21 protein-coding genes are annotated in these 24,692 nt (G+C 73.2%); 15 read left to right on the forward strand and 6 right to left on the reverse strand.

Annotated elements, in window-relative coordinates; translation table 11 throughout:
- Positions 1-44: 44 nt before the first annotated feature.
- Positions 45-995: a hypothetical protein gene (locus ABD52_RS09010; RefSeq protein WP_047891525.1), complete on the reverse strand. Its 951-nt coding sequence runs from the start codon at positions 993-995 to the stop codon at positions 45-47.
- Positions 996-1,186: 191 nt separating this feature from the next.
- Between ABD52_RS09010 and ABD52_RS09015 the strand changes: the two genes are divergently transcribed.
- Genes ABD52_RS09015 through ABD52_RS09045 form a run of 7 tightly spaced genes read left to right on the forward strand, consistent with a single transcriptional unit; the run spans position 1,187 to position 8,929 of the window.
- A complete protein-coding gene (locus tag ABD52_RS09015; RefSeq protein WP_013285823.1) occupies positions 1,187-4,021 on the forward strand; it encodes a Na+/H+ antiporter subunit A in 2,835 nt (944 codons plus the stop codon).
- Positions 4,018-4,485, forward strand: coding sequence for a Na(+)/H(+) antiporter subunit C (locus tag ABD52_RS09020; RefSeq protein ID WP_013285824.1), 468 nt, complete (start codon positions 4,018-4,020; stop codon positions 4,483-4,485). Before ABD52_RS09015 ends, ABD52_RS09020 begins: the two co-directional genes overlap by 4 nt.
- Entirely contained in the window at positions 4,482-6,053 is a 1,572-nt protein-coding gene (locus ABD52_RS09025) for a Na+/H+ antiporter subunit D (RefSeq protein WP_013477154.1), read from the forward strand. The genes ABD52_RS09020 and ABD52_RS09025 overlap by 4 nt, the downstream gene beginning before the upstream one ends.
- On the forward strand, positions 6,050-6,649 hold the full coding sequence (locus ABD52_RS09030; protein WP_013285826.1) for a Na+/H+ antiporter subunit E: 600 nt from the start codon (positions 6,050-6,052) through the stop codon (positions 6,647-6,649). The genes ABD52_RS09025 and ABD52_RS09030 overlap by 4 nt, the downstream gene beginning before the upstream one ends.
- The gene (locus tag ABD52_RS09035; RefSeq protein ID WP_013285827.1) at positions 6,646-6,909 is read left to right on the forward strand and encodes a monovalent cation/H+ antiporter complex subunit F; all 264 of its coding nucleotides are present in this window, start codon (positions 6,646-6,648) and stop codon (positions 6,907-6,909) included. Before ABD52_RS09030 ends, ABD52_RS09035 begins: the two co-directional genes overlap by 4 nt.
- The gene (gene mnhG, locus ABD52_RS09040) at positions 6,906-7,304 is read left to right on the forward strand and encodes a monovalent cation/H(+) antiporter subunit G (RefSeq protein ID WP_013477152.1); all 399 of its coding nucleotides are present in this window, start codon (positions 6,906-6,908) and stop codon (positions 7,302-7,304) included. The genes ABD52_RS09035 and mnhG overlap by 4 nt, the downstream gene beginning before the upstream one ends.
- A gap of 32 nt (positions 7,305-7,336) precedes the next feature.
- The gene (locus ABD52_RS09045) at positions 7,337-8,929 is read left to right on the forward strand and encodes an amidohydrolase (RefSeq protein WP_047891509.1); all 1,593 of its coding nucleotides are present in this window, start codon (positions 7,337-7,339) and stop codon (positions 8,927-8,929) included.
- Positions 8,930-8,972: 43 nt separating this feature from the next.
- Here the strand turns inward: ABD52_RS09045 and ABD52_RS37405 are convergent, their stop codons facing one another.
- From ABD52_RS37405 to ABD52_RS09065, 4 genes are all read right to left on the reverse strand, one after another.
- Positions 8,973-10,727 carry an exo-alpha-sialidase gene (locus tag ABD52_RS37405; protein WP_053065335.1) on the reverse strand — a complete coding sequence of 585 codons (1,755 nt, stop codon included), beginning with the start codon at positions 10,725-10,727 and terminating at the stop codon, positions 8,973-8,975.
- Positions 10,728-10,866: 139 nt separating this feature from the next.
- Positions 10,867-11,865, reverse strand: coding sequence for a helix-turn-helix domain-containing protein (locus ABD52_RS09055; RefSeq protein ID WP_047891510.1), 999 nt, complete (start codon positions 11,863-11,865; stop codon positions 10,867-10,869).
- A gap of 609 nt (positions 11,866-12,474) precedes the next feature.
- The gene (locus ABD52_RS09060) at positions 12,475-13,431 is read right to left on the reverse strand and encodes a hypothetical protein (RefSeq protein ID WP_047891511.1); all 957 of its coding nucleotides are present in this window, start codon (positions 13,429-13,431) and stop codon (positions 12,475-12,477) included.
- A 123-nt stretch (positions 13,432-13,554) separates the two neighbouring features.
- Positions 13,555-14,286 carry a FadR/GntR family transcriptional regulator gene (locus ABD52_RS09065; protein WP_013285834.1) on the reverse strand — a complete coding sequence of 244 codons (732 nt, stop codon included), beginning with the start codon at positions 14,284-14,286 and terminating at the stop codon, positions 13,555-13,557.
- 138 nt (positions 14,287-14,424) lie between these two features.
- Here ABD52_RS09065 and ABD52_RS09070 point away from each other — a divergent pair, with 138 nt between their 5' ends.
- From ABD52_RS09070 to ABD52_RS09105, 8 genes are all read left to right on the forward strand, one after another.
- Positions 14,425-16,050: an ABC transporter substrate-binding protein gene (locus ABD52_RS09070; RefSeq protein ID WP_013285835.1), complete on the forward strand. Its 1,626-nt coding sequence runs from the start codon at positions 14,425-14,427 to the stop codon at positions 16,048-16,050.
- 102 nt (positions 16,051-16,152) lie between these two features.
- Positions 16,153-17,109 carry an ABC transporter permease gene (locus tag ABD52_RS09075; RefSeq protein ID WP_047891512.1) on the forward strand — a complete coding sequence of 319 codons (957 nt, stop codon included), beginning with the start codon at positions 16,153-16,155 and terminating at the stop codon, positions 17,107-17,109.
- Positions 17,109-19,067, forward strand: coding sequence for a dipeptide/oligopeptide/nickel ABC transporter permease/ATP-binding protein (locus tag ABD52_RS09080; protein WP_047891513.1), 1,959 nt, complete (start codon positions 17,109-17,111; stop codon positions 19,065-19,067). The genes ABD52_RS09075 and ABD52_RS09080 overlap by 1 nt, the downstream gene beginning before the upstream one ends.
- Positions 19,064-20,131, forward strand: coding sequence for an ABC transporter ATP-binding protein (locus ABD52_RS09085; RefSeq protein WP_013285838.1), 1,068 nt, complete (start codon positions 19,064-19,066; stop codon positions 20,129-20,131). The genes ABD52_RS09080 and ABD52_RS09085 overlap by 4 nt, the downstream gene beginning before the upstream one ends.
- Complete coding sequence (locus tag ABD52_RS09090) at positions 20,128-21,066, forward strand: dihydrodipicolinate synthase family protein (RefSeq protein ID WP_047891514.1); 939 nt, start codon at positions 20,128-20,130, stop codon at positions 21,064-21,066. The genes ABD52_RS09085 and ABD52_RS09090 overlap by 4 nt, the downstream gene beginning before the upstream one ends.
- A gap of 2 nt (positions 21,067-21,068) precedes the next feature.
- Positions 21,069-21,998, forward strand: a complete 930-nt coding sequence (locus ABD52_RS09095; RefSeq protein ID WP_047891515.1) for an ROK family protein — start codon at positions 21,069-21,071, stop codon at positions 21,996-21,998.
- Positions 21,995-22,684 carry an N-acetylmannosamine-6-phosphate 2-epimerase gene (locus tag ABD52_RS09100; protein ID WP_030268955.1) on the forward strand — a complete coding sequence of 230 codons (690 nt, stop codon included), beginning with the start codon at positions 21,995-21,997 and terminating at the stop codon, positions 22,682-22,684. The genes ABD52_RS09095 and ABD52_RS09100 overlap by 4 nt, the downstream gene beginning before the upstream one ends.
- On the forward strand, positions 22,675-23,646 hold the full coding sequence (locus tag ABD52_RS09105) for an acetylxylan esterase (protein ID WP_047891516.1): 972 nt from the start codon (positions 22,675-22,677) through the stop codon (positions 23,644-23,646). Before ABD52_RS09100 ends, ABD52_RS09105 begins: the two co-directional genes overlap by 10 nt.
- On the opposite strand, the gene ABD52_RS09110 is transcribed toward ABD52_RS09105, so the two are convergent.
- Entirely contained in the window at positions 23,643-24,686 is a 1,044-nt protein-coding gene (locus ABD52_RS09110) for a polyprenyl synthetase family protein (protein ID WP_047891517.1), read from the reverse strand. The genes ABD52_RS09105 and ABD52_RS09110 overlap by 4 nt on opposite strands.
- Between the last annotated feature and the right edge of the window lie 6 nt (positions 24,687-24,692).

Raw genomic sequence — 24,692 nt, forward strand, 5'->3', positions numbered from 1 at the left:
GCCCACCGCACCAGCCTAGGCGGCGGGTCCGGCCGGTCCGCCGGTCATCCCCGCGACTGTGGTTCCGGGTCGATCACCAGCGCCGGGCCGGTCCGCCGCCCGCCGCGAGGGCCGCGGGTCAGCAGCTGCGCCGTCCGCGCCGGGTCGTCGCCTGCGGCCACCTGATCGAGTACGCGCAACCAGCGCTCTCCGTGCGCGTCGGTGAAGCCGGTGCCGACGACGGCGATCCGGCGGCCGGTGACCGGGCCGGGCGTGGCGCGTCCGGCCGGTTCCGTCGACCCGATCGGCGGCCCGTCCGGCACCCCGGCGGGTTCGGCGCGGTTCCCGGCTGCGACCACGAGATCCGGCGATCCGCACCGCACCGCCCGGACCGCCCCGGCGCGGTCCACGTCCACGATCGTGGCCCGCAGGTGACCCGCCGGGGCGAGATCGCGTACCACCCGGTCGAGCGCGTCGACCAGGTGCGGCACTGTGCGCCGCGGTCCGGCGGCGGCCCGGCGGAACGCCTGCTCGATCGCCCGGCGTCCGGCGGGGGTGTCCAACGCGGCGCCGCTGACCGTGCCGAGCAGGACACGCAGTCCACCGCCGCGGACCGGGACGGCGGCGCCGATCTCGCCGGCCGTGCCGCAGATCGCCAGCGCGGCGCTCCCGGCCCCGGCCGGCACGGTGAACACGGCGACGTCCGGCGGCGCGGCGGCGCGCGCCACGGTCGCGGTACGCGTCCGGCGGCGGGCCCAGGCCAGGACCGGCACCGCGGCCAGGCCGGCCGCCGAGGCGAGCAGCGCCTGTGGATCAGTGCGGTGGCCGGGGATCACCGGTACGACGACTGACAGCGCGACCAGCACGCCCGCCCAGGCCGACACCAGCGCCGCCGTCCGGGGCCGGGCCGAGACGCCGAGCAGGCCGGGCAGCAGCACCCAGCCGACCGGCGTGCTGACCTCGGCGAGGCCCATCAGCATCGCGTTCCCGGTGGTGCCCGCCAGGGCGGCTCGCATCGGCAGCACGCCGACCACCCTATCGGGGCGACCGTCGGACGCCGACCGGTGTACCGGGCGGAGTGAACCTCACTCCTTACCCGAAACAGAGCGGAGCCGACACGACACGTTCGCGTGATTCTCTCGACATACCGCCTCGCCGGATCGCCGGTTAGGGTTGACGTACCGCAGGTCGATCTTGAGGAGTGTGTGTGCTGGTTCTGGTGGCGGTCCATGCGTTCGCAGCCGTGACCGCCCCCGTGCTGGTACGCCTCCTCGGTCGGCGGGCTCTCTACCTGCTGGCGGCCGTCCCGGCGGCGGCCCTGATCTGGGCGGTGACCCGCACCGAACCGGTCCGTGCGGGCCGGCCCGTCGTCGAGACCGTCACCTGGGTGCCGCAGCTCGGCCTGGAACTCGCGCTGCGCATGGGCACGCTGTCCTGGCTGCTGGTGCTGCTCGTCGGTGGGGTCGGCGCCCTCGTGCTGGCCTACAGCGCGCGCTACTTCCGCTCCGACGACCCCGGCCTCGGCCGGTTCGCCGCGGTGTTCGTCGCGTTCGCCGGCGCGATGCTCGGCCTGGTCGTCTCCGACGACCTGCTGCTGCTGTACGTGTTCTGGGAACTCACCACCGTCTTCTCGTACCTGCTGATCGGCAGCGACCCGACCAAACGGGCCAGCCGCCGCGCGGCGATGCAGGCGCTGCTGGTGACGACGCTGGGCGGCCTGGCCATGCTCGCCGGGTTCGTGATGCTCGGCCAGCACGCCGGCTCGTACCGGTGGTCGGAGATCGCCGGGAACCTGCCCGAGGGCGGCTACCTCACCGTCGCGCTGGTGCTCGTCCTGCTCGGCGTGACCAGCAAGTCGGCGATCTTCCCGTTCAGCTTCTGGCTGCCGCGCGCGATGGCCGCGCCCACCCCGGTCAGCGCGTACCTGCACGCCGCCGCCATGGTCAAAGCGGGCGTCTTCCTGGCCGCGCTCATGGGTCCGGCGGTGGGCCAGACCACCGTGTGGCGCGGCGTCCTGCTGGCCGGCGGCCTGATCACCCTGTTCCTCGGCGGGTGGACGGCGCTGCGGCAGGTCGACCTGAAGCTGCTGCTGGCGTACGGCACTGTGAGCCAGCTCGGCCTGCTCATGGTGATCCTCGGCGCGGGCACCCGCGACACCGCGCTGGCCGGCGCCGCGATGCTGCTGGCACACGCCCTGTTCAAAGCCACACTGTTCCTCGTCGTCGGCGTCGTCGACCACGTCACCGGCACCCGCGACCTGCGCGAACTCAGCGGCCTGGGCCGGCGCGCCCCGGTGCTCGCGGCGGTCGCCGGACTCGCGGCCGCCTCGATGGCGGGCCTGCCGCCGCTGATCGGCTTCGTGGCCAAGGAGGCCGCGCTCGAGGCGTTCCTGCACGGCGGCACCACCGAACTGGTCGTGCTCGCCGGAGTGGTGACCGGCTCGGCGCTGACCGTCGCGTACACCGCGCGGTTCCTCTGGGGCGCGTTCGCCGCCAAGCCCGGCGTCGCGGAGACCCGGCCGCACCGGATCGAGCCGGCGTTCATCGGCCCGGCGGCGGTGCTCGCCCTCGCCGGCCTCGCCGTCGGCGTCCTCGCCCCCGCGGTGGACCGGGTGCTGGCCCCGTACGCCGATCAGTTCCCGACCGCCGACCCCGGCTACCACCTGGCCCTCTGGCACGGGCTGACCCCGGCGCTCGGCCTGTCGGCGCTGGCGGTGACCGCCGGTCTCGGGCTGTTCCTGCTGCTGCACCGGCGCCGGCCCTACCTGCCGCGGCTGCCGTTCGACGGCGCCACCGGCTACGACCGGCTGGCCGGCGCGGTCGACCGCGCGGCGGTCGAGCTGACCGGCGCCACCCAGCGCGGCTCGCTGCCCTTCTACCTCGGCGTCATCCTGCTGGTCCTGGTCGTGCTGCCGGGTGGCGCGGTGCTCGCCGGCGCGCCGTGGGCCCGCCGGTTCCAGCTCTGGGACACCCCGTTGCAGGCCGTCGCCGGCGCGGTCATCGTGGTCGCGGCGGTGGTGGCCGCGCGCGCCCGCCGCCGGCTGACCGCGATGATCCTGGTCGGCGTGACCGGCTACGGCACGGCGCTGATGTTCATCCTGCACGGCGCGCCCGACCTCGCGCTCACCCAGTTCCTGGTGGAGACCGTCACGATCGTGATGTTCGTGCTGGTGCTGCGCCGCCTGCCGCGCCGGTTCTCGGCCCGCCCGATCCGCGCCACCCGGCGGTTCCGGGTCGCGCTCGGCGTCGCCGTCGGCGTGGTCACCGCCGGGATGGCGTACGTGGCGGCGGGCAGCCGGACCGCCACGCCGATCTCGGTCGGCTTCCCGGAGGAGGCCGTCTCCTACGGCGGCGGCAAGAACGTCGTCAACGTGACGCTCGTCGACATCCGCGCCTGGGACACGATGGGCGAGATCGCCGTGCTGGTGGTGGCCGCCACCGGCGTGGCCAGCCTGATCTTCCGCCGCTCCCGCGCGCTGGACCTGCGCAGCGGCATCCCCGGCGCGGGCCGGCAGCAGTCGTCGCGCCCGCGCTGGCTCACCACCGGCGCGACCTCCCGGCAGCAGTCGGTGATCCTCCAGGTGGTCACCCGCCTGCTGTTCCACGCCATCCTGCTGTTCTCGATCTACCTGCTCTTCTCCGGCCACAACGCCCCCGGTGGCGGGTTCGCCGCCGGGCTGGTCGCCGGGCTGGGGCTCGCCGTGCGATACCTGGCCGGTGGGCGTACCGAACTCAACGGCGCCGCGCCGGTCGACGCCGGCCTGGTGCTCGGCGCGGGCCTGTTCGTGGCGGTCGGCACCGGCGTGGCCGCGATGCTGCTGGGCGGCGAGTTCCTGCAGAGCGCGACGCTCGACTTCCACCTGCCGCTGCTCGGCCACGTGCACTTCGTGACGTCGGTCTTCTTCGACGTGGGCGTCTACCTCATCGTGGTCGGCCTCGTCCTGGACATCCTGCGCAGCCTGGGCGCCGAGATGGACCGCCAGGAGGAGGTCGACGAACAGGAGACCGAACCGGCCGGCGTACGGGAAGAGGAGCTGGTGTGAGCCCGAACATCCCCAACCTGGTCTACGTCGTGGTCATCGGCGTCCTGTTCGCCACCGGCGTCACCCTGCTGCTGGAACGCAGCCTCACCCGCGTCCTGATGGGGGTCATCCTGCTCGGCAACGGCGCCAACCTGCTGCTGCTTACCGGCGGCCGGGCCGGCGGCCCGCCGATCGTCGGCACCACCGCCGAGGAGGACATGTCCGACCCGCTGCCGCAGGCGATGGTGCTGACCGCGATCGTGATCACGCTCGGAATGACCGCGTTCCTGCTCGCGCTGGCCTACCGGAGCTGGCACCTCAACGGGCACGACGAGGTGCAGGACGACGTCGAGGACCGCCGGATCATGGAGCTGGCCGACCGGGACGAGGGCCCGGGCACCTCGGACACCGACGGCGTCGACACCGCCGACGGCAGCCCCGAGGCGCGGGTGCTCGCCGCCGGTGAGGCGGAGGCCGTCCGATGACCTGGCTCGTACCGCTGCCGGTGGTGATGCCGCTGCTCGGCGCCGCCCTCACCCTGCTGCTCGCCCGCCGGGCCCGCGCCCAGCGGTGGGTCAGCATCATCGTGCTCACCGCCACCGTCGCGGTGGCCGCGATGCTCCTGGTCCGCTCGTCGCTGGACGGCCCGCTCGTGGTGGAGGTTGGCGGCTGGGTGGCGCCGATGGGCATCGTGCTCGTCGCCGACCAGCTCGCCGCGCTGATGCTCGTCGTGTCCGCCTCGGTCACCCTGTGCGTGCTCGTCTACTCCATCGGGCAGGGCATGGCCGACGGCAACGAGGAGACGCCGCTGTCGGTCTACCACCCGACCTATCTGGTGCTGACCGCGGGCGTCTGCAACGCCTTCCTCTCCGGCGACCTCTTCAACCTCTACGTCGGCTTCGAGATCCTGCTCGTGGCGAGCTACGTGCTGCTGACGCTGGGCAGCACCGAGACGCGGATCCGGGCCGGCACCACGTACGTCGTGGTCAGCCTGCTCTCGTCGCTGATCTTCCTGGTGGCGATCGGCCTGGTCTACTCCGCCACCGGCACGCTGAACCTGGCGCAGCTCGCCGACCGCCTGGACGCGCTGCCCGACGACATCCGCCTGGTGCTCCAGGGCATGCTGCTGCTCGCCTTCGGCATCAAGGCGGCGGTGTTCCCGCTGTCCGCGTGGCTGCCGGACAGCTACCCGACCGCGCCCGCCCCGGTCACGGCGGTCTTCGCCGGCCTGCTCACCAAGGTCGGCGTGTACGCGATCATCCGCACCGAGACGCTGCTGTTCCCCGGCGGCCGCACCGCCGACCTGCTCATGGTGATAGCGGCGCTGACCATGGTGGTGGGCATCCTCGGCGCGGTGGCGCAGTCGGACATCAAACGGCTGTTGTCGTTCACGCTCGTCAGCCACATCGGGTACATGCTGTTCGGGGTCGGGCTGACCACCCCGCTCGGCCTGTCCGCGGCGATCTTCTACGTTGTCCACCACATCACCATCCAGACCACCCTGTTCCTCGCCGCCGGCCTGGTCGAACGACGCGGCGGCAGCACCGCGCTGGACCGCCTCGGCGGGCTGGCCCGGCTGTCACCACTGCTGGCGGTGCTGTTCTTCGTGCCCGCGCTGAACCTGGCCGGCATACCACCGTTCTCCGGGTTCCTCGGCAAGCTCGGCCTGGTGCAGGCCGGCGTCGACGACGGCGGGTTCCTGGCCTGGTCGCTCGTCGCCGGGGGACTGCTCACCAGCCTGCTCACGCTCTACGCCATCGCCCGGGTGTGGAACCTCGCCTTCTGGCGGGCCCCGCACGCGGACATGCCGGAGCCCGGTGACGCCGACCAGGCGGCCCGCACCGACGGCGCCGAGCAGCCGCACGACGGCCCGGCGCCGGCCGGGGCGGTGCTGCCCCGGCTGATGACGGTGTCCACCGCCGCTCTCGTGGTGCTCGGCCTGGCGCTGACGGTGGTGGCCGGACCGCTGTTCGACATCAGCACCGACGCCGCCGACGACCTGTTGCGCCGTGCCCCGTACGTCGAGGCCGTGTTCCCGGAGGGACCGCCGTGACCAGTCAGCCGAAAGCGCCACTGACCCGCCGTGACCGCTGGCGCAACCGGGCCGTAGCGGTGACCGGCCTCGTCACCGTCTGGGTGCTGCTGTGGGGCACCTTCAGCTGGGCCAACGTGATCAGCGGACTCGTGGTCGCTGCCGTGCTGCTCGTCGTCTTCCCGCTGCCCCCTGTCACGTTCGCCGGCCGGATCCGGCCGGTGCCGCTGCTGCGGTTCCTGGTCCGCTTCCTGTACGACCTGGTGGTCGCGTCCGCCCAGGTGGCCTGGCTGGCCGTCCGGCCCGGGCACCCGCACTCGGCGATCATCGCGGTGCGCCTGCGGGTGAACACCGACCTCAACCTGACCCTCAACGCCGAGGCGCTGTCGCTGGTGCCGGGCAGTCTCATCCTGGAGGCCGACCGGAGTACCGGGACGCTCTACGTGCACGTCATCGGCATCCGGAGCCCCGACGAGGTGGAACGGTTCCGGCGCAGCGTGCTGGAGCTGGAGGCGCGCATCGTCGCCGCCGTCGGCTCGGCCGAGGAGCGCGACCGGATCCGCCACGACGAGGCCGAACCCGCCGGTTCGGTCGAACTGGAAGGAGCACCGACGTGACCGTCGTCGCCGTGATCGTCACCGCGCTGCTCGTCGCGGCCGGTGGACTCACCCTCGTCCGCATCATCCGCGGGCCGTCCATCCTCGACCGGGCCGTCGCCACCGACGTGCTGCTCGCCGTCGCGGTCGCGGCCATCGCCACCGAGGCGGCCTACAGCCGGGACGCCACAGCGCTGCCGGTCCTCGTCGTCCTCGCGCTCGTCGGCTTCGTCGGCTCGGTGAGCGTCGCCCGGTTCGCGTCCCGGAGAAGCCCGAAGTGACCGCCGACGCGATCCTGGACATCGTCGCCAGCGTCTGCCTGATCGCCGGCGCGCTGCTCTGCCTCGCCGCGGGCATCGCGCTGGTCCGCTTCCCGGACGTGCTGTCACGCATGCACGCGGCCGCCAAGCCGCAGGTGCTCGGGCTGCTGCTGGTGCTGCTCGGCTGCGCGCTGCGGCTGCGTACCGGGGTGGACATCACCACGCTGGTCCTCGTCGGCCTGTTCCAGCTCGCCACCGCCCCGGTCGCGGCGCACATGGTCGGGCGGACCGCGTACCCGCACGACGACATCCGGCGGGACCTGCTGATCACCGACGAGCTGGCCGACCACATCGACCGGATCCGCGCGGACCGGGCCGGTGAGCCGGAGGAGACGGCGCCGGTCCGCACGTCCTGACACTCCGTACGAGCGCCGAGGCAGGGGAGCCCATGAGCGGCACGGTCTACGAGAACGCCCGCATCCACACCCTCGACCCGGACCGCCCGTACGCCGAGGCGATGCTGGTCCGCGGCGAGCGGATCGTCGCCGTCGGCGACCTCGCCGAGTGCCGGGACCGGGCCGGCGGCGGCGCGCGCCGCGTCGACCTCGGCGGGATGGCCGTGCTGCCCGGCCTGATCGACAGCCACATCCACGCGGCGTCCTACGTGCGCGGGCTGGACCAGGTGGACCTGCGCGGCACGGCGAGCCTCGACGAGGCGCTGACCCGGATCGCGGGACACGCCGCCGCGCTGCCGCCGGACGCCTGGCTGCTCGGCGGCGGGTGGGACAGCAACAGATGGACCCGGCCGGTGCAGCCGGCCCGCACCGACCTGGACCGGGTCTGCCCGGACCGGCCGGCGGCGCTGCCGAGCATCGACGGCCACACCATCTGGGTGAACAGCGCCGCCCTGGCCCGCCTCGGCATCGACGCCGCCACCCCCGACCCGCCCGGCGGGCAGATCGCGCGGGACGAGCACGGCGAGCCGACCGGCATCCTGCGCGAGGCGGCGGCCGACGCGGCGTACGCGGTGGTGCGCTCCCCGCACGCCGGTGACCTGGTCGCGCAGCTGCGTGCCCACCTGCCCCGGCTGCTCGCCGCCGGCCTGACCGGTATCCACGACCTCGACGGGCAGGACGCCCGTGCCGCCTACGAGACGCTGTACGCCCGGGGCGAGCTGCCGCTGCGGGTGCACAAGACGATCCCCGCCACCGCGCTGGACGAGGCGATCGACGCCGGCTGGGCCACCGGCGACGGGGACCGCTGGCTGAGCACCGGCCCGGTGAAGATCTTCACCGACGGCGCGCTCGGCTCGCACACCTGCCTGATGACCGAGCCGTACGACGGCGAGCCCGGCAACCACGGCATCGCCGTCACCCCGGCCGAGGAGTTCGAGCGGCTGGTGGCGACCGCCGCCGGAGCCGGGATCGCGGTGGCGGCGCACGCCATCGGCGACGCGGCGAACCGGATGGTGCTGCGGGCGTACGCGCGCTGGCGCGAGTCGGCCGGTCCGGGCCCGGTGGCGCGGCTGCGGCACCGGATCGAGCATACCCAGCACCTGCTGCCGGACGACGTGCCGCTGCTCGCCCGCCACGGCGTGATCGCCTCGATGCAGCCCACCCACTGCACCAGCGACATCCCGCTCACCACCCGGATGCTCGCCGGCCGGGGCCTGGCCTCGTACGCCTGGCGCAGCCTGCTCGACGCCCGGGCCACAGTGGCGTTCGGGTCGGACGCCCCGGTGGAGGACCCCGACCCGTTCTTCGGCATCCACGCCGCGGTGACCCGCCAGCAGCCCGACGGCACCCCGCCCGGCGGCGTCGACCCGCACGAGCGGCTCGACCTGGACACGGCGCTGCGGTGCTTCACCGAGGCCGGCGCGTACGCCTCCTACGAGGAGCACCTGAAGGGCCGGTTGCGCCCCGGCATGCTCGCCGACTTCATCGTGCTGCCCACCGACCCATACCGGGTCGAACCGGCGCGGCTGCGGGACCTGACAGTGGCACTGACGGTGGTCGGTGGCGTGGTCCGCTGGCAGCGCTGACCGTGTCCCGCCCGGACGACGCCGTCCGGGCGGGACACGGCGGTCAGGCGCCCTTCACCCAGTCGAGGCTGAACCGGGCGAAGTAGATGCCGCCGGTGTTGCCCACCTCGTACAGGTTGCCGACCGTGCCGTCGGCCAGGACCGCCATCGTCGAGTAGCCGGCGCCGCCGGGCTTGACCAGCGCCCGCGCCGGCCAGGTCGCGCCGTCGTCGGTGGACAGCCGTACGGTGAGGTCGTTGCGCGCGGTCGGGTGCGCGTTGTTGCTGAACAGCGCCGTGCGGGTGCGTACCGGCGCCCGGTTCGCGCCGACCTCGGCGGGGCGCAGGTAGGACATCTCGTCGGCGTTGCACAGCGGGTCGGGCAGCAGGGCGCTCGCCGTCGCCGTACCGAACGTCGCGCCCCCGTCGGCGGAGGTGGCGTAGAACCGGCTGCGGGTCGAGTTGTGCCGCATGTTCTGCACCACCGCGCCGGTGCCGCGCTCGATCGCCTTGCTCTCGTTGATGTTCCCGCCGGCGGATCCGCCGCGGCGCCAGGTCACGCCGTGGTCGTCGCTGTAGATGTTCGCGGCGTGGCTGGTGCCGGCGGAGTCCCGGTAGGCGATCGGCTGGATCAGGCGGCCGGTGCTGGTCTGGATGCCGTGGCCGGAGGAGAAGAACACCTGCCGCCAGGTGGGGTCCTTGACCGCGGGGTTCAGCTCCACCGGCGCGCTCCAGGTGGCGCCGTTGTCCCGGCTGGTGATGTAACGCAGATGCATGCTGTTCGGGTCGTCGGCGGTGTTCAGGCCGGAGCCGCCGGACCAGAAGCTGATGCCGGGCCGGGGGGAGTAGGTGAAGAAGCAGTAGACGACGCCGGTGGCGCGGTCCACGAGCAGGCTGGGGTCGCCGACGCCCTCGCTGGTGGTGGGCGGGGCGTGGATGACGCGGGGCTGCTCGAAGGTACGGCCGCCGTCGGTGCTGCGGATCATCACGATCTGGATGTTGTTGGTGCCGCCGCCGAGGTCGTACGAGCCGTTCACGCGCGCGTCGGCCACGGCGACGACGGTGCCGTTGTTGGTGACGGCCAGGCCGGGGATGCGGACCGAGGCGACGGTGCCGTCGTACCGGCCACCGGCTCCGTTGAGGTCGCGGATCACCGTCTGCGTGGTCAGCAGCGTGGTGGTGGCGAGCTGCGGGTTACCGGCGGCGAGGTCGCAGGAGGTGGTGCCGCGCAGCGTGGTGTCGAAACCCGGCGCGGTGACCCGCAGCGTGTACGGGGTGCCGGCGCCGACGGTCCAGTAGTGCAGGTAGTTGCCGCCGGCGGCGACGGTGCGGGTCCACGGCGAGCCGGTGCGTCCGGGCCAGGTGACTGTGAAGTCCCGGGCCGTCGTGGTGCGGTTCTCCAGGGCGAGCTGGAGGCGGCCGTTCGTGCAGTCGAAGCCGGCCAGCGCGGACATGCCGGTGCCGCAGTGGAAGATGCCGCTGGTGGTGTCGTCCAGACCGGTCGGGGTCGTGGTGCGCAGCGTGTACGGCGTGCCGGGGGACAGCGTCCAGTACAGCTCGGCGCTGCCACCGGCGGCGACCGTGCGGGTCCACGGCGAGCCGGTGCGACCCGGCCAGGTGACGGTGTAGGTCTGCGTCGTGGCGCTGCGGTTGTCGAGGTCGAGCAGCAGCCGGCCGGCGGTGCAGTCGGCGCCGACGGTGGCGGTCACACCGGCGGGGGCGGCGGCCTGGGCGGCGGTGGCGGGCAGTACGGAGAGCAGGGTGAGGGCGGCCGCCGCGAGGACGGTTGCGCGGCGCGGTATGGCGCGGCGAGGGGACACGTGGTTCCTTCCGGGGACGGGGGAGGGGGAATCGGGCATCAATCTGACGTCAGATGTCCGATGTCTGCACGCTAGGCGGCTTCACCCCGGCCCGTCAAGGATCGGTTCCGGTCGACGTCCCCGTACGGTTCGCGAGCCTTCAGCCGTCCTGCCCGGGCGTCTCGCCCAGGAGCGCCTCGCCCATCGCGGTGAGCCGGTGCAGCATGAGGTTGCCGTGCCGCTGGCTGGTGATCAGCCCGGCCTCGCGCAGGATGGTGGTGTGATGGCTGGTCGTGGCCGGCGAGATGCGGGCGCGCCGGGCCAGCTCGCCGGTGGTGGCGCCGCTCGCGGCGGCGCGCAGGACCGCCACCCGGGTGTGGCCGAGCAGCGGCCCGAGCCGGCGTTGCGAGCCCGCCGGCGGCGTCGGTTCCGGTCGCTGCCGGCGTGCAGGATAGACGAGCGTCGGTGGCAGCTCGGGATCGGCCAGTGTGATCGGCGCGTGCCAGCAGAAGTACGACGGGACCAGCGTGATGCCCCGGCCGTCGAGATGCATGTCCCGGTCCTCCGGGTAGCCGTGCACGGACAGCACCGGCGGATCCCAGGAGGTCTCCGGGCTCAGGTCGTCGAGTATCTGCCCGGCGCCGCTGTCGAGGACCCAGGCCCCGCGCAGCGCCCGGTCGCCGGAGACGGCGGCGGTGATCTGCGTCCAGTACGGAGCGAGCGCGACCCGGAAGTAGGCGCGCAGCGCGTCGCCGAGGCCGTGTCGCGCGGCGGACCGGCCGGCGGCCAGGTCGACCAGCCAGGCGCTGTCGACGGGCGTCACCATCCGCCCCAGTTCGGTGCGGATCCGCCGGGCCGGGGTGCCGAGCACCCGGTCGATCCCCTCGTCGAGGTCGGTGACCGGGCCGGGGGTGAGGAAGTCGGGGAAGTACCGCTTGAGCGGCGCGACGGGCAGCAGCCGTTCGCGGACGACCGGGACGAGACCGGCCCGCTCCAGGTCCGGGCGGATCTGCCGGTGCCACCGGGCGTAACCCGCGTAACCGGCCCGGGTCTGGAGGCGGTGCAGGCTGCAGATGATCTCCCACAGTGGATCGGGCCGGGCCGCCAGCCGGGTGCGGCTGAGGTCCCCGGCCGTGAAGTGGATGCGCAGCGTCCCCATGACGCACAGTGTTCCGACGTGTGCCGCCGCACTCAGTCTCGTCTGCGACATTGACATCTATAACTGAATAGGGATGGGGCGGGGACCGGTGGGAGGCGATGTTGTCGTTGGCGTTCGCCATGTAGCCGTCCCGGTTGGAGCCCCAGCTGAACCAGACGCCGGTGAGGTTGTCCCACGCGTCGCCGGCGCCCAGGCAGGCGTACGCGCCGGTGTAGTCGGGGTGGATGTAGAGGGCGACCGGCCGGCCGCCGTTCGAGTCGTTCCACGCCGAGGACGCCAGGTTGCGCATGCTGGCCCGGTTGTTGTTGTCGCAGTTGGCGTTCTCCGCCGTGTTGATCGTGTCCCAGTTGTTGTCGGCGTTGTACCACCAGCACCACCGGCCGGCCCAGTTGGCGTCCTGGCTGACGTACAGGTAGCCGCTGCCCGCGGCGGCACGCTGCGCGTCGGCGTGCGGGGTCGGCCGCGGCGCGGCCTGGGCGGCGGTGGCGGTGAAGGCCAGCGCGGCTGCCGCCGCGGCCACTGTGGCCAGCACGGACCGTACTGCTCTCATGGTGCTTCCCTCCGGTCGGGTTCTGCCGTGGCGGGCCGCCACGGAAGTCTTGGGGTGGGTCAGCCGGCGGCCAGCACGGCGCGGGCCCGCGGCAGCGCGGCGGCCTCCAGGCGGAGCCGTTCGGCGACCTCGGTGTGGAACTGCCGGTCGAGGGCGCGGCGGTGCTCGGCGTCGAGCCGCCGGGCGAGCCGGCCGAGCCCGGTTCGCGTCGCGCAGGTCGCCTCGGACACCGCGAGCCGGATCTCGCCGGGCGTGACGGAGCCGGACGTCGGCTCGGGTGCCGACGCGCGGGCCGATGCCGGGTCGGCGGAGTCGTGCCCGGCGGCGCGCATGCACCGCCGCCACGCCCTCACACCGTCGGCGTAGCGGGGGTCGGCGAGCACCCGGCCGATGCGCAGCCCGGCCAGGTTGTCGGTGATCCTGGTGACCCGGTACCAGCCGGGCAGGTCGCGATAGAGCTGTCGCTCCGCCTCGGACGTGCAGCTGTGACTGCTGCGGCGCAGCACCCCGCCGGCCGGCAGCGTCGCGCGCAGGGCGTCGGGCTCGCCGGGGTCGCCGTTCACCGCGCGTACGGCGGCGGCGCCGCGCTCCGGGGGCAGGTCCCGTACGTACCGCGCGTTCGGGTCGGCCGCCATCGTCTCCTGGAGGCGGCGTTCCAGGGCGGTGCCGTATCCGTGCCGGCGGGCGTAGGACACGTCGTCGAGGACGTACGGGAATTCGCGCAGCTCCGGCACCGGCTGCCGGGGCACCGGCCAGTAGCGGAACCCGCGACGCTGCATGCAGTCGCGGATCAGCGCCTGCGTGGCGGCGTACCGCACCTCGGCGGGCGTACCGGAGACGGGCGGGACCGGCACGGCGGCCGCGCTCGCCGCGGGCGGCCCGGCCGAGGCGTGACCCTCGGACGGCGGCGCGATGTCCGGGTGGGCGCCCAGCGCCCCGGCCACCGCCGCCGCGAGAGCGGCGGGGACCGCGACGGCGTACCACAATGACCGCGTTCGGCGCGACACCACCGCCATGACATGCACCTCGGCTGTCCGGGGCGCCCGATGCGCCCGTCAGAAGACAGCTTCGGCGCGGGGCGAGCCCCGGGACAGAGACCTTCGATCAGGCTCGAACGACAGGCCCCGGCGTACGGCGGATCAGGTCTGCGCGGCGCGGGCGATGCTCGCCCGGATGGGCGCGTAGTGCTCGGCGACGGCCGAGCGCAGCGCCGCCGCGTCGGCGGCGGTGAGGGCGGCGACGATCGCCTGGTGCCGCTGGGCGGTGATGACCCGGTCCTCCGGCTCGGTCTGCAGCGTGGGCGCGACGATGGCCTGCACCTGCCAGAACGCCTCGGTCAGCTGGACCAGCAGGTCGTTGCCGAGGGGTTCCATCAGCTTCAGGTGGAACGCGCGGTCGACGTCGAGGAAGTCCTCGCCCCGGGCCGCCCGGCTGTGCATCTCGTCGGCGAGCGCGGACAGCTCCGACCGGTGCTGCTCGTCCAAGGCGTCGATGACGGTGGCGGCCAGCCCTTGCTCCAGCGTCTGGCGGATGTCGACGACCTGGGCCAGTACGCGGTGGTCGTCCTCGCCGCTGAGCAGCCCGCGGAAGGTCAGGCTCTCCACCAGGGCGTTGAGGGACATGCGGCCGACGAACGTGCCGTGCCCGTGGCGCACCTCGACGATGTCGAGCGCGGAGAGGATCTTGACGGCCTCGCGGACGCTGGATCGGCTGGCGCCGACGGCCTCGCACAGTTCCGCCTCGGTGGGCAGGAGGTTTCCCGGCTTCAGGCGGTTGCGCAGGATGTACTCCTTGATCCTGGTGGCGACCTCCTGCCTGCGAGGGCTGGGCCGCTCGGCGCCGCGTAGCGGACTGGCGTCAATGGTCGTCATCTGCCCCTTGCCCTTCGTTCCCGAATCTGACACCCTCACCCTACCGGCATCAGACGTCAGACGTCATACACCTTATGCTTCACATCCCCGAGCGCGAGCGGTCACGCGAGCGCATGAAGAGCCTATGGAGGCAGCTACGTGAGCACCACCGGTAAGCCGTCGAGGAGCCGGCGCGTCCCCCGGGGCCGCGTCCGCTCCCTGGCCGTCGCCACCCTCGCGGGTGGCCTCGCGGTCGCGCTGGCGGCCTGCAGTGGCGGTCCCGCCTCGACCAACGCCGTGGGCGACGGGAAGGGGGGCACGTCCATCGAGGCCACGCTGGCCTTCACGCTCTCCAGCGGTTTCGATCCCAGCAACGCCTCCTCGGCCGTGGCGACGGCGGTCAACCAGCACGTCTTCGAGGGCCTCGTCGACCTCGACCCGATCACGCGGGAACCCTACAACGCCCTGGCCAAGAGCGACCCGACCCCCGGGGCCGACGGCCGGACCTACACCGTGACGCTGCGTGACGGGGCGAAGTTCTCCGACGGCACCCCGGTCACCGCCGAGGACGTGGCCTGGTCCTTCACCCGCGTGCTCAAGCCCGCGGACCCGAAGGCGCCGCCGCTGATGCAGGGCTTCGTGTCGTTCCTCGACAGCGTCGCCGCCAAGGACGCGACGACCGTCGAGTTCAAGCTGAAGTACCCGTTCGCCCTGTTCAGCGAGCGGATCGCGGTCATCAAGATCGTCCCCAAGGCCAAGACCGGCGACGCCGCCGCGGCCAAGGCGTTCGACACCGCCCCTATCGGCTCCGGCCCGTTCAAGGTGGACAGCGCGTCCAAGGAATCCGGCATCAAGCTGAGCAAGAACGCGAACTACAACGGCCCGCGCGCCGCCAAGGTCGAGACGATGACGTGGAACACCACCACCGAGGCGTCGGCCCGCGTGTCGGACCTGCAGGGCGGCCGGGTGCAGGCCATCGAGGCCGTGCCCTACCTGAACGTCGACTCGCTCAAGGACAAGTACACGATCGACGTGAAGCAGGCCTTCAACCAGGTCTTCCTCATGTTCAACAACTCCGCCGCGCCGTTCAGCGACAAGCGGGTGCGCCAGGCCCTGCACTACGCCATCGACAAGGAAGCGGTCATCAAGACCGCGCTCAACGGCTACGGCAGCCCGGCGACCAGCTACCTCGACGAGGGCAACAAGGCCTACCAGAAGGCCGCCACCGTCTACGACTACAACCCGGACAAGGCCAAGGCCCTGCTCCAGGAGGCCGGCGTCACCAACCTGTCGTTCCGGCTCGACACCACCGACAGCTCGGTGGTCAAGGACGTCGCCCCGCTGGTCATCGAGCAGTGGAAGAAGATCGGCGTCAACGCCACGCTGAACACCGTGCCGTCCTCGGCCATCTACGGCGACATCGTCCCCAAGGACACCTTCCGGGTGCTCATGGCCACCGGTGACCCGAGCGTCTTCGGCGTCGACACCGACCTGCTGATGCGCTGGTACTACTTCGGCGAGACCTGGCCGGGCCAGCGCTACCGCTGGAGCGACGCCGACCGCAAGGCCATGGGCGACCTGCTGGACAAGGCCGCGCAGACCTCCGACGAGACGGCCCGCAAGGCGCTGTGGAAGCAGGCCCTGGACATGGCGGCGGACCAGGTGCCGCTGTACCCGATCCTGCACACCAAGGTCGTCACCGCGTACGACCCGGCCAAGGTGGACGGCTTCTCCGGCGCCTCCACCACCGGCCTGTACTTCCTGGGCACCGGCCGGACTGGCTGAGCCCACGCGCGGGGTTCCGGCCCCGCAGACGTCCCGCCCGGCCCACGTGACCCGTGCGGCCGGGCGGGACGTCCCGGCGCCCCGCCACGAGAAAGAGAATCCATGCTGACCGTCCTGAACCTGGTCGCACGACGATTCCTGACGCTGATCCCCCTGGTGCTGGGCATCACGCTCTTCGTCTTCGTGATCATGCAGTTCTCCCCGATCGACCCGGCGTTGTCAGTCCTCGGTGACCAGGCCACGCCGGCGCAGGTCGAGGCGTTCCGTGCCGCCAACGGCCTGAACGACCCGCTGCCGCTGCGCTACCTGCACTTCCTCGGCGACCTCGTCCGCGGCGACCTGGGCATGACGTTCCCGCCGTCGGTCCCGGTCGCCGAGAAGATCGCCATGGCGCTGCCGCTGACCATCCAGCTCACCGCGCTCGGCGTCGCCGGCGCGCTCGTCATCGCACTGGCGCTCGGCATCCCGGCCGCCCTGTACCGGGACCGCTGGCCCGACCAGGTCATCCGGATCGTCTCCATGGCCGGCATCGCCACGCCCTCGTTCTGGCTGGCCCTGCTGTTCATCCAGGAGTTCTCCGTCCGCCGACCGATCTTCCCGACCGGCGGCTACGTCAACCCCGCCGACTCGGTCGGTCTGTGGTTGCAGTCGCTGGCCATGCCCGCTCTGGCGCTGGCCGTACCGGTCGGCTGCTCGCTGGCCCGCATCGTCCGCACGTCGATGGTCGAGGAACTCGACAAGGACTACGTCCGTACCGCGATCGGCGCCGGACTGCCGCCGCGCGTCGTGATCGGCCGCAACGTGCTGCGCAACGCGCTGGTCAACCCGCTCACCGCGCTCGGCCTGCGGATCGGCTACCTCATCGGCGGCACCGTCGTCATCGAGGCCATCTTCTCGCTACCAGGCATGGGCACCCAGATCATGAGCGCCGTCCAGCAGAACGACACCGCGCTGGCCCAGGGCACCGTGCTGACCATCGCGCTGTGCTTCGTCCTGGTGAACCTGGTCGTCGACATCCTCTACCTCTTCGCCAACCCCCGACTGCGCGGAGGCCACTGATGCGCCGGTCCCTCACCACGCGGCTGTCCCGCCCCGGCATGGCCTTCGCCCGGCTCGGACTCGCGGCCCGGTTCGCGCTCGGCTTCGTCGCGCTCATCGTCGTGGTCGGCGTGCTCGCCCCGCTGCTGCTGCGCCACGACCCCACCCAGACCGGGCTCGGACCGGCGCTGACCGGCCCGAACGGCGACTTCTGGTTCGGCCTGGACAAGCTCGGCCGCGACGTCTTCTCCCGGCTGGTCGCCGGCACCCGGCGCTCCCTGATCGTCGGGTTCGGCGCGGCCGGCATCGCGCTGGTGCTCGGCGCGATCCTCGGCGCCGTCGCCGGCAGCAGCCGCACAGTCGTCGACGAGATCATCATGCGCTGCCTCGACGTGGTCATGGCCTTCCCCACGATCGTGCTCTCCGCGCTGCTGATCATCTCGTTCGGCAAGAACAGCCTGCTGGTCCTCGTGATCGCGATCGGCTTCGTGTTCACGCCGTCGGTCGCGCGCATCGTCCGCGCCAACGTGCTGTCCCAGTACGGCGAGGACTACGTGGCCGCCGAGCGCATCATCGGTGCCCGGCGACCGCACATCCTCTGGCGGCACGTCCTGCGCAACTGCGCCGCCCCGATCCTCGTCTTCGTCACCGTCATGGTGGCCGACGCGATCGTCTTCGAAGCGTCGCTGTCCTTCATCGGCGGCGGTCTCGCCCCGCAGGAGGCGGCCTCCTCGTGGGGCTCGGTGATCGCGTTCGGCAAGGAGATGGTGCAGATCGGCGGCTGGTGGGCCACGTTCTTCCCCGGCCTGCTGATCCTGCTCACCGTGCTGGCGCTCAACGTGCTCTCCGAGGGCATGTCCGACGCGTGGGCCGCCCCGGCCGCGCGCCGTGCCACGTCCACCACCAGCGGTGACGCGCTGGAGCAGGCGAAGCCCGGCACCGGTGAGGTGGTCGAGCTGCCGGGTCTCGCCGAGGCGGCGCAGCGGCTGCGCGAACGCGCCCGTCCGCTGCCGCAGGGCAAGCCGGTCCTTCAGGTCAGCGACCTGTCCATCGGCTTCGAGGGCCGCCACCGCGGCGTGGACATCGTCGACGGGCTCTCCTTCGACGTCCGCCCCGGCGAGGTCGTCGGCCTGGTGGGGAAGTCCGGCTCGGGCAAGTCGCTGAGCGTCCTCGCGGTGATGGGCCTGCTGCCGCAGGGCGCCCGGGTACGCGGCGAGATCCGCTTCCAGGACACGAACCTGCTGAAGCTGAACGCCAAGGGCCGCCGCGCCCTGATGGGCCGCGAGATCGCCATGGTCTACCAGGACGCGCTGTCGGCGCTGAACCCGGCGCTGCGAGTCGGCACCCAGCTCGCCCAGATGATCCGCCGCGGCGGCACCCGCTCGGCCGAGGAACTGATGCGGCTGGTCGGACTGGACCCGCAGCGCACGCTCGCCGCGTACCCGCACGAGCTGTCCGGAGGGCAGCGGCAGCGCGTGGTGATCGCCATGGCGCTGTCCCGCGACCCGAAGCTGATCATCGCGGACGAGCCGACCACCGCGCTCGACGTCACCGTGCAGGCCCAGGTGATGAAGCTGCTGCTGGACCTGCGCGAGCGGCTCGGCTTCGCCCTCATCCTGGTCAGCCACGACCTCGCCCTGGTCAGCGACGTCTCCGACCGGGTCGTGGTGATGTACGGCGGGCAGATCGTGGAGACCGGCGTGACCGCCGACGTGATGGAGGCACCCGCCCACCACTACGCCCGCGGCCTGCTCGGTTCCGTCCTGTCCCTGGAGACCGGCGCGGAACGGCTCACCCAGATCCGCGGCGTGGTGCCGTCACCCGCCGACTTCCCGAAGGGCTGCCGGTTCTCCGACCGCTGTCCGATGGCGACCGAGATCTGCCGGGACACCGCACCCGCCCTGGAGGGCACGGACGGCCACGGGTACGCCTGCCACCACCCCGCCGTCACCGTCAGCGAGAAGGAGCCGGCCCGATGAGCGCCACCGCCGAGCACCGGCCGATCGCCGAGCTGAGCGACGTGCACGTGGTGCACGCCGCGCGCGGCGGCGGCATGTTCAGCCGGGAGAAGGTCTACGCGCTCACCGGCGCCGACCTGGTCATCCGGGCCGGCGAGACGGTCGGCATCGTGGGCGAGTCCGGCTGCGGCAAGTCGACGCTCGCAAAGGTGCTCGTCGGCCTGCAACGGCCGACCGCCGGCACGGTGTCGTTCGCCGGCAAGGACGTGTGGTCGATGAGCGCCGCCGAGCGGCGTGAGCACATCGGCGCAGGCGTCGGCATGATCTTCCAGGACCCGGCCACCTCGCTGAACCGCCGTATGCCGGTACGCGACATCCTGCGCGACCCGCTCGACGTGCACCGCCGGGGCACCCGGCAGCAGCGCGAGCAGCGGGTGGCCGAGCTGATGGCCCTGGTGGGCCTGCCCCGCTCGGTCGCCGACGTGCTGCCCAGCCAGCTCTCCGGCGGCCAGCGCCAGCGGGTGTCAATCGCCCGCGCGCTGGCCCTGGAACCGGGACTGGTCATCGCCGACGAGCCGACGAGCGCGCTCGACGTGTCGGTGCGGGCCCAGATCCTCAACCTGCTGCTGGACCTCAAGGACCGGCTCGGCCTGGCGATGGTGCTGGTGTCGCACGACATCCAGACCGTCAAGCGGGTCAGCGACCGGGTCGTCACCATGTACCTGGGCCGCATCGTCGAGCAGACGCCCGCCGACCTGCTGCCCGAGGGTGGCCGGCACCCGTACACCCGGGCGTTGTTCTCGGCCACGCCGGGCCTGCTCTCCCCGATCGAGCCCATTCCGCTCGTCGGCCCGGTCCCGTCGGCCACCCGGCCGCCGAGCGGCTGCCCGTTCCGGACCCGCTGCTGGGCCGCCACCGACGGCTGCGCCGTGGACATGCCGGCACCGCGCCCCGCCGAGGGCGAGGGCCACGAGTTCCGCTGCCACCACCCGGTGCCCGCCGGAACCGCCAACACCGAACTGGTCGCGCTCGCCACCTCGGCGACCGGCCGCACCACAACTGAGTCTGTCGAGGAGAACCTGTGACCACCCCAGCCCCGCGGTTCGCCGGAGTCGTGCCGCCGGCCGTGACCCCCCTGACCGATGAGGGCGAGGTCGACGTCCACTCGTTGGAACGGCTGGTCGAGTGGCTGCTCGACGCCGGCGTCGACGGCATCTTCGCCCTCGGCAGCTCCGGCGAGACGGTCTTCCTCACCGACCGGCAGCGGGACCTGGCCCTGGAGACCATCGTGAAGACCTCCGGCGGTGCCGTGCCGGTCATCGCCGGCTGCATCGAACCCACCACGCGCCGGGTCGTGGAGCGGGCCGAGGCGTCCACCCGGCTGGGCGCGGACGGCCTGGTCGTGACCGCGCCGTTCTACGCCATCGTCGGCCCGCACGAGATCGAGCGGCACTTCCGCGCGGTCGCCGCGGCGGTCGAGCTTCCCCTGCTGGCGTACGACATCCCGGTCTGCGTGCACAGCAAGCTCTCCGTCGACCTGCTGACCCGGCTCGCCGCCGACGGCGTGCTCGCAGGTGTCAAGGACTCCAGCGGTGACGACGTCGCGTTCCGCCAGCTGGCGCTCGCCGTCGCCGAGCACGCGCCGGAGCGCGACTTCAGCCTGCTCACCGGCCACGAGGTGGTGGTCGACGCGATGATGCTCGCGGGCGGCTCCGGCTCGGTGCCCGGACTGGGCAACGTGGACCCGGCCGGGTACGTGCGGCTGCACCGCGCCTGCATGGCCGGCGACTGGGCCGCCGCCCGCCGGGAGCAGGACCGTCTGACCCGGCTGTTCCGCATCGTCGACGCGGCCGACCCGGCCACCTCGGCGGGCGCCACCCGGGGCGTCGGCGCGTTCAAGACCGCGCTGTCCCTGCTCGGCGTCATCGCCGGCAACGCGGTGTCGCTGCCGCTGCGGCCGCTGGACGCCGCCGAGACGGGCCGCGTGCGTACCCAGCTGGAACTGGCCGGGCTGCTCTGACCATGCCCGAGGTGAGCACGACCGGTCTGGTCGCCGCGCTCGACATCGGCGGCACCAAGACCACCGCCGCCCTGGTCACCGCCTCCGGCGAGGTCGTCGGCCGGCGCACCGCGCCGACGCCTGGGCGCTCCGGCGCCGCCGCGGTGCTCGACACCGCCGCCGGCCTGGTGGAGAAGCTGCGGGCGGAAGCGCCGGGCGTCGTACGGGCGCTCGGCGTCGGCAGCGCCGGAGTCATCGACAGCGGCTCCGGCCTGGTGCTGTCCGCCACCGACGTGCTGACCGGGTGGACCGGCACGGATTTGCGCGGCGACCTGAGCCGGCGCCTGGGCGTGCCGGTCACCGTGATCAACGACGTGCACGCCCACGCGTTGGGCGAGGCGCGTCACGGCGCCGCCGCCGGGTACGACACAGTGCTCTACGTTGCCGTCGGCACCGGCGTCGGGGCGTCGTTCGTCCTCGGCGACACAGTGCTCGCCGGTGCGCACAGCGCCGCCGGGCACGCCGGGCACCAGCCGTCCCCGTACGCCGGAACGCTTGCCTGCACGTGCGGCGGGCGCGGGCACCTGGAGGCGATCGCCGCCGGTCCCGCACTCACCGCCGAGTACGTCCGGCGTACCGGCCGGCCGGTGGCCGACCTGCGGGCCGTCGCCGCGCTCGCCGCGGACGGCGACGAGGCGGCCCGGGAGGTCGTCCGGCTCGGCGGCTCGGCTGCCGGTTCCGCCGTCGGCGGCCTGGTCAACGTGCTCGACCCCGCCGCCGTGGTGATCGGCGGCGGCGTCACCGGCCTCGGTGAGCCGTGGTGGCGGGCGCTGCGCGACGCGGTGCGCGCCGAGACGCTGCCCGGCCTGGCCGGCGTGCCCGTGCTCGCCTCCACCCTCGGCCCCGACGCGCCGCTGCTCGGCGCCGCCTCGCTCGCCTGGAAGGTCTCATGAACGCGCTCGTCGACCAGCTCCGTGACCGCCTGGTCGTCTCCTGCCAGGCGTACCCGGGTGAGCCCATGCGCGACCCGGACACCATGCGCCGGGTCGCGCTCGCCACCGCCCGGGGCGGCGCCGCCGGCATCCGCGCCCAGGGACTGGCTGACATCGCCGCCATCCGCGCGGCGGTGGACCTGCCGCTGATCGGGCTCTGGAAGGACGGCGACGACGACGTCTTCATCACCCCGACGCTGGAGCACGCGCTCGCCGTCGCCGACGCCGGGGCGCACGTCGTCGCGCTCGACGGCACGTCCCGGCCCCGGCCCGACGGCCGCACCCTCGCCGACACGATCGCGGCCGTGCACGAGCGCACCGGCGCGCTGGTGATGGCCGACTGCTCCACGCTGGACGAGGGCATCGCGGCGGCCGCCGCCGGCGCCGACCTGGTCGGCACCACGCTCGCCGGCTACACCGCGTACACCACCAAGGGCGACGGACCGGACCTGGACCTGGTCGCCCGGCTCGCCGCCGCGGTGGACGTCCCGGTGGTCGCCGAGGGGCGCATCCACACGCCCGAGCAGGCCGCGCAGGCGCTGCGGGCGGGCGCGTGGACGGTCGTTGTCGGCACCGCCATCACCCACCCGAGCACCATCACCGGCTGGTTCGCCGCCGCCGTGCAGGAGGCCGCGTCGTGCCGCTGACCGACCTCGACCTGGCCGGCTGCCTCGCGTACCGGCCGGAGCTGGACGTGCCGGCGGACCTGGACGCGTTCTGGGCGCGCACGCTCGACGGCGGTGGCGACCCGGCGGCGGCGGTCTACGAGCCGGTCGACACCGGGCTGACCCAGATCCGGACGTACGCGGCCACGATCCCCGGTTTCGGCGGCGAGCCGGTACGCGGATGGCTGCACCTGCCCGCCGGGGCCGCCGGGCCGCTGCCCTGCGTGGTCGAGTACCTCGGCTACGGCCGGGGCCGCGGCCTGCCGCACGAGAAGCTGTTCTGGGCGGCGGCGGGCTTCGCGCACCTGATCATGGACAGCCGGGGCCAGGGCTGGAGCGCCGCCACCGGCGGCACGCCCGACCCGCACCCCTACCCGGCCGGCACCGTGCCCGGCTTCCTCACCCGGGGCGTCGCCGACCCGGCCGACCACTACTACCGGCGGCTGATCACCGACGCGGTGCGCTTCGCCGAGGCGGCCCGGCGGCACCCGGCCGTCGACCCCGCGCGGGTGGCGGTCACCGGCTTCAGCCAGGGCGGCGGCCTGGCCCTGGCCGCCGGCGCGCTGTGCCCGGACGTCGTCGGCGTCATGCCGGACGTGCCGTTCCTCTGCGACATCCGCCGGGGCGTGCGCGTCGCCGGGCCGGACAGCCCGTACGCCGAGGTCGTCGACTACCTCGCGCTGCACCGCGACCGCGCCGGCCAGGTGTTCCGCACGCTGTCCTACCTGGACGCCGCAGTGCTCGTGCCGCGCGCGACCGCGCCGGCGCTGTTCTCGATCGCGCTGCGCGACCAGGTCTGCCCGCCGTCCACCTGCTTCGCCGCCTACCACCGCTACGGCGGCGACAAGGACGTGCGGGTGTACGAGTTCAACGACCACGAGGGCGGCGAGGCCGAGCATCAGCGCGAACAACTCACCTGGCTGCGCGGGATCCTGGGCGCCTAACGGGCGCGTTCCACCACGTAGTCGGTCAGCTCCAGCAGGAACCGGCCGTCGTCGGTGTCGGCAGCGTCGCCGAGCGCCCGCTCACCCTCGCGCCGGGCGGCCAGCGCGAGATCCCGGGCGCTGCGCCGCGCCGACTCCACACAGTCGTACGCGAGCAGCCGCCCGTGCAGCCAGCGCACCTCGGCGTCGGTGCGCTCCGCACGGGTCCGGCTCAGCAGGCGCACGAGCCGTTCGCGTTCCTCCGGTGTGCACCGCCGCATGAAGTCGATCAGGATCAGCGTGCGCTTGCCCTCCCACAGGTCACCGGCGATCTCCTTGCCGTACCGGGCGTAGTCGCCGGTGAGGTTGAGCGCGTCGTCCTGGATCTGGAACGCCGCACCCAGGTACCAGCCGTAGCGGTCCAGCACGTCGACGGCGTTCTCCCGGCCGGTCGCCACGAGGATGCCGGTGCGGCACGGGTAGATGCACGTGTACCAGGACGTCTTCTTCAGGCACATCCGGTAGTAGTCGTCGGCGTCCAGGTCGCACACGTTGTCCCGGATCCAGCCGATCTCGATGGCCTGCCCCTCCAGCGAGTGGCGCATCATCAGCTCGGTCTCGGTGAACAGCCGCCAGGCGATCCCGGAGCCGAGCGCCGCCCGATTCGCCGCCAACCGTCGCAACGCCAGCAGGTTCGTCATGTTGCCGACGTTCAGGGCCACGCCCACGCCGTACTCGGCGTGCAGCGTCCGCCCGCCGCGCCGCTGCTCGCTGGAGTCCTGGATGTCGTCGTGGATGAGGAAGGCGTTGTGGAACAGCTCCACAGTCACGGCGGCGTTGAGGCCCACCGCGTCGCCGCCGCCGAACGCCCGGCACGTGGCCAGGCACAGCGCGGCGCGCAGCCCCTTGCCCCACCGCCGTGGGTACTCCGCGACCAGGTCGTAGAGGTATCGCGGGCCGCCGTCGGGCACGTCGTCGAGCAGCGCGCCGAGGGCGAGCCCGCGATAGCGCTCCAGCATCCGTTCCACGTGCCCGCCGGCCACCCCGGTGGTCGGCGCCATCGCGCG

Origin of the sequence: Micromonospora sp. RV43 (genome assembly GCF_001029515.1) — a bacterium.
Lineage (GTDB): Bacteria > Actinomycetota > Actinomycetes > Mycobacteriales > Micromonosporaceae > Micromonospora > Micromonospora aurantiaca.

What these genes read in the sequence shown, in the direction of transcription:
- ABD52_RS09100 (WP_030268955.1), top strand. Translation starts at nt 21,995, where the DNA reads ATGAACGCGCTCGTCGACCAGCTCCGTGACCGCCTGGTCGTCTCCTGC.
- ABD52_RS09095 (WP_047891515.1), top strand. Translation starts at nt 21,069, where the DNA reads ATGCCCGAGGTGAGCACGACCGGTCTGGTCGCCGCGCTCGACATCGGC.
- ABD52_RS09045 (WP_047891509.1), top strand. Translation starts at nt 7,337, where the DNA reads ATGAGCGGCACGGTCTACGAGAACGCCCGCATCCACACCCTCGACCCG.
- ABD52_RS09025 (WP_013477154.1), top strand. Translation starts at nt 4,482, where the DNA reads ATGACCTGGCTCGTACCGCTGCCGGTGGTGATGCCGCTGCTCGGCGCC.
- ABD52_RS09075 (WP_047891512.1), top strand. Translation starts at nt 16,153, where the DNA reads ATGCTGACCGTCCTGAACCTGGTCGCACGACGATTCCTGACGCTGATC.
- ABD52_RS09060 (WP_047891511.1), bottom strand. Translation starts at nt 13,431, where the DNA reads ATGGCGGTGGTGTCGCGCCGAACGCGGTCATTGTGGTACGCCGTCGCG.
- ABD52_RS09010 (WP_047891525.1), bottom strand. Translation starts at nt 995, where the DNA reads ATGCGAGCCGCCCTGGCGGGCACCACCGGGAACGCGATGCTGATGGGC.
- ABD52_RS09065 (WP_013285834.1), bottom strand. Translation starts at nt 14,286, where the DNA reads ATGACGACCATTGACGCCAGTCCGCTACGCGGCGCCGAGCGGCCCAGC.
- ABD52_RS09085 (WP_013285838.1), top strand. Translation starts at nt 19,064, where the DNA reads ATGAGCGCCACCGCCGAGCACCGGCCGATCGCCGAGCTGAGCGACGTG.
- ABD52_RS09055 (WP_047891510.1), bottom strand. Translation starts at nt 11,865, where the DNA reads ATGGGGACGCTGCGCATCCACTTCACGGCCGGGGACCTCAGCCGCACC.
- ABD52_RS09110 (WP_047891517.1), bottom strand. Translation starts at nt 24,686, where the DNA reads ATGGCGCCGACCACCGGGGTGGCCGGCGGGCACGTGGAACGGATGCTG.
- ABD52_RS09080 (WP_047891513.1), top strand. Translation starts at nt 17,109, where the DNA reads ATGCGCCGGTCCCTCACCACGCGGCTGTCCCGCCCCGGCATGGCCTTC.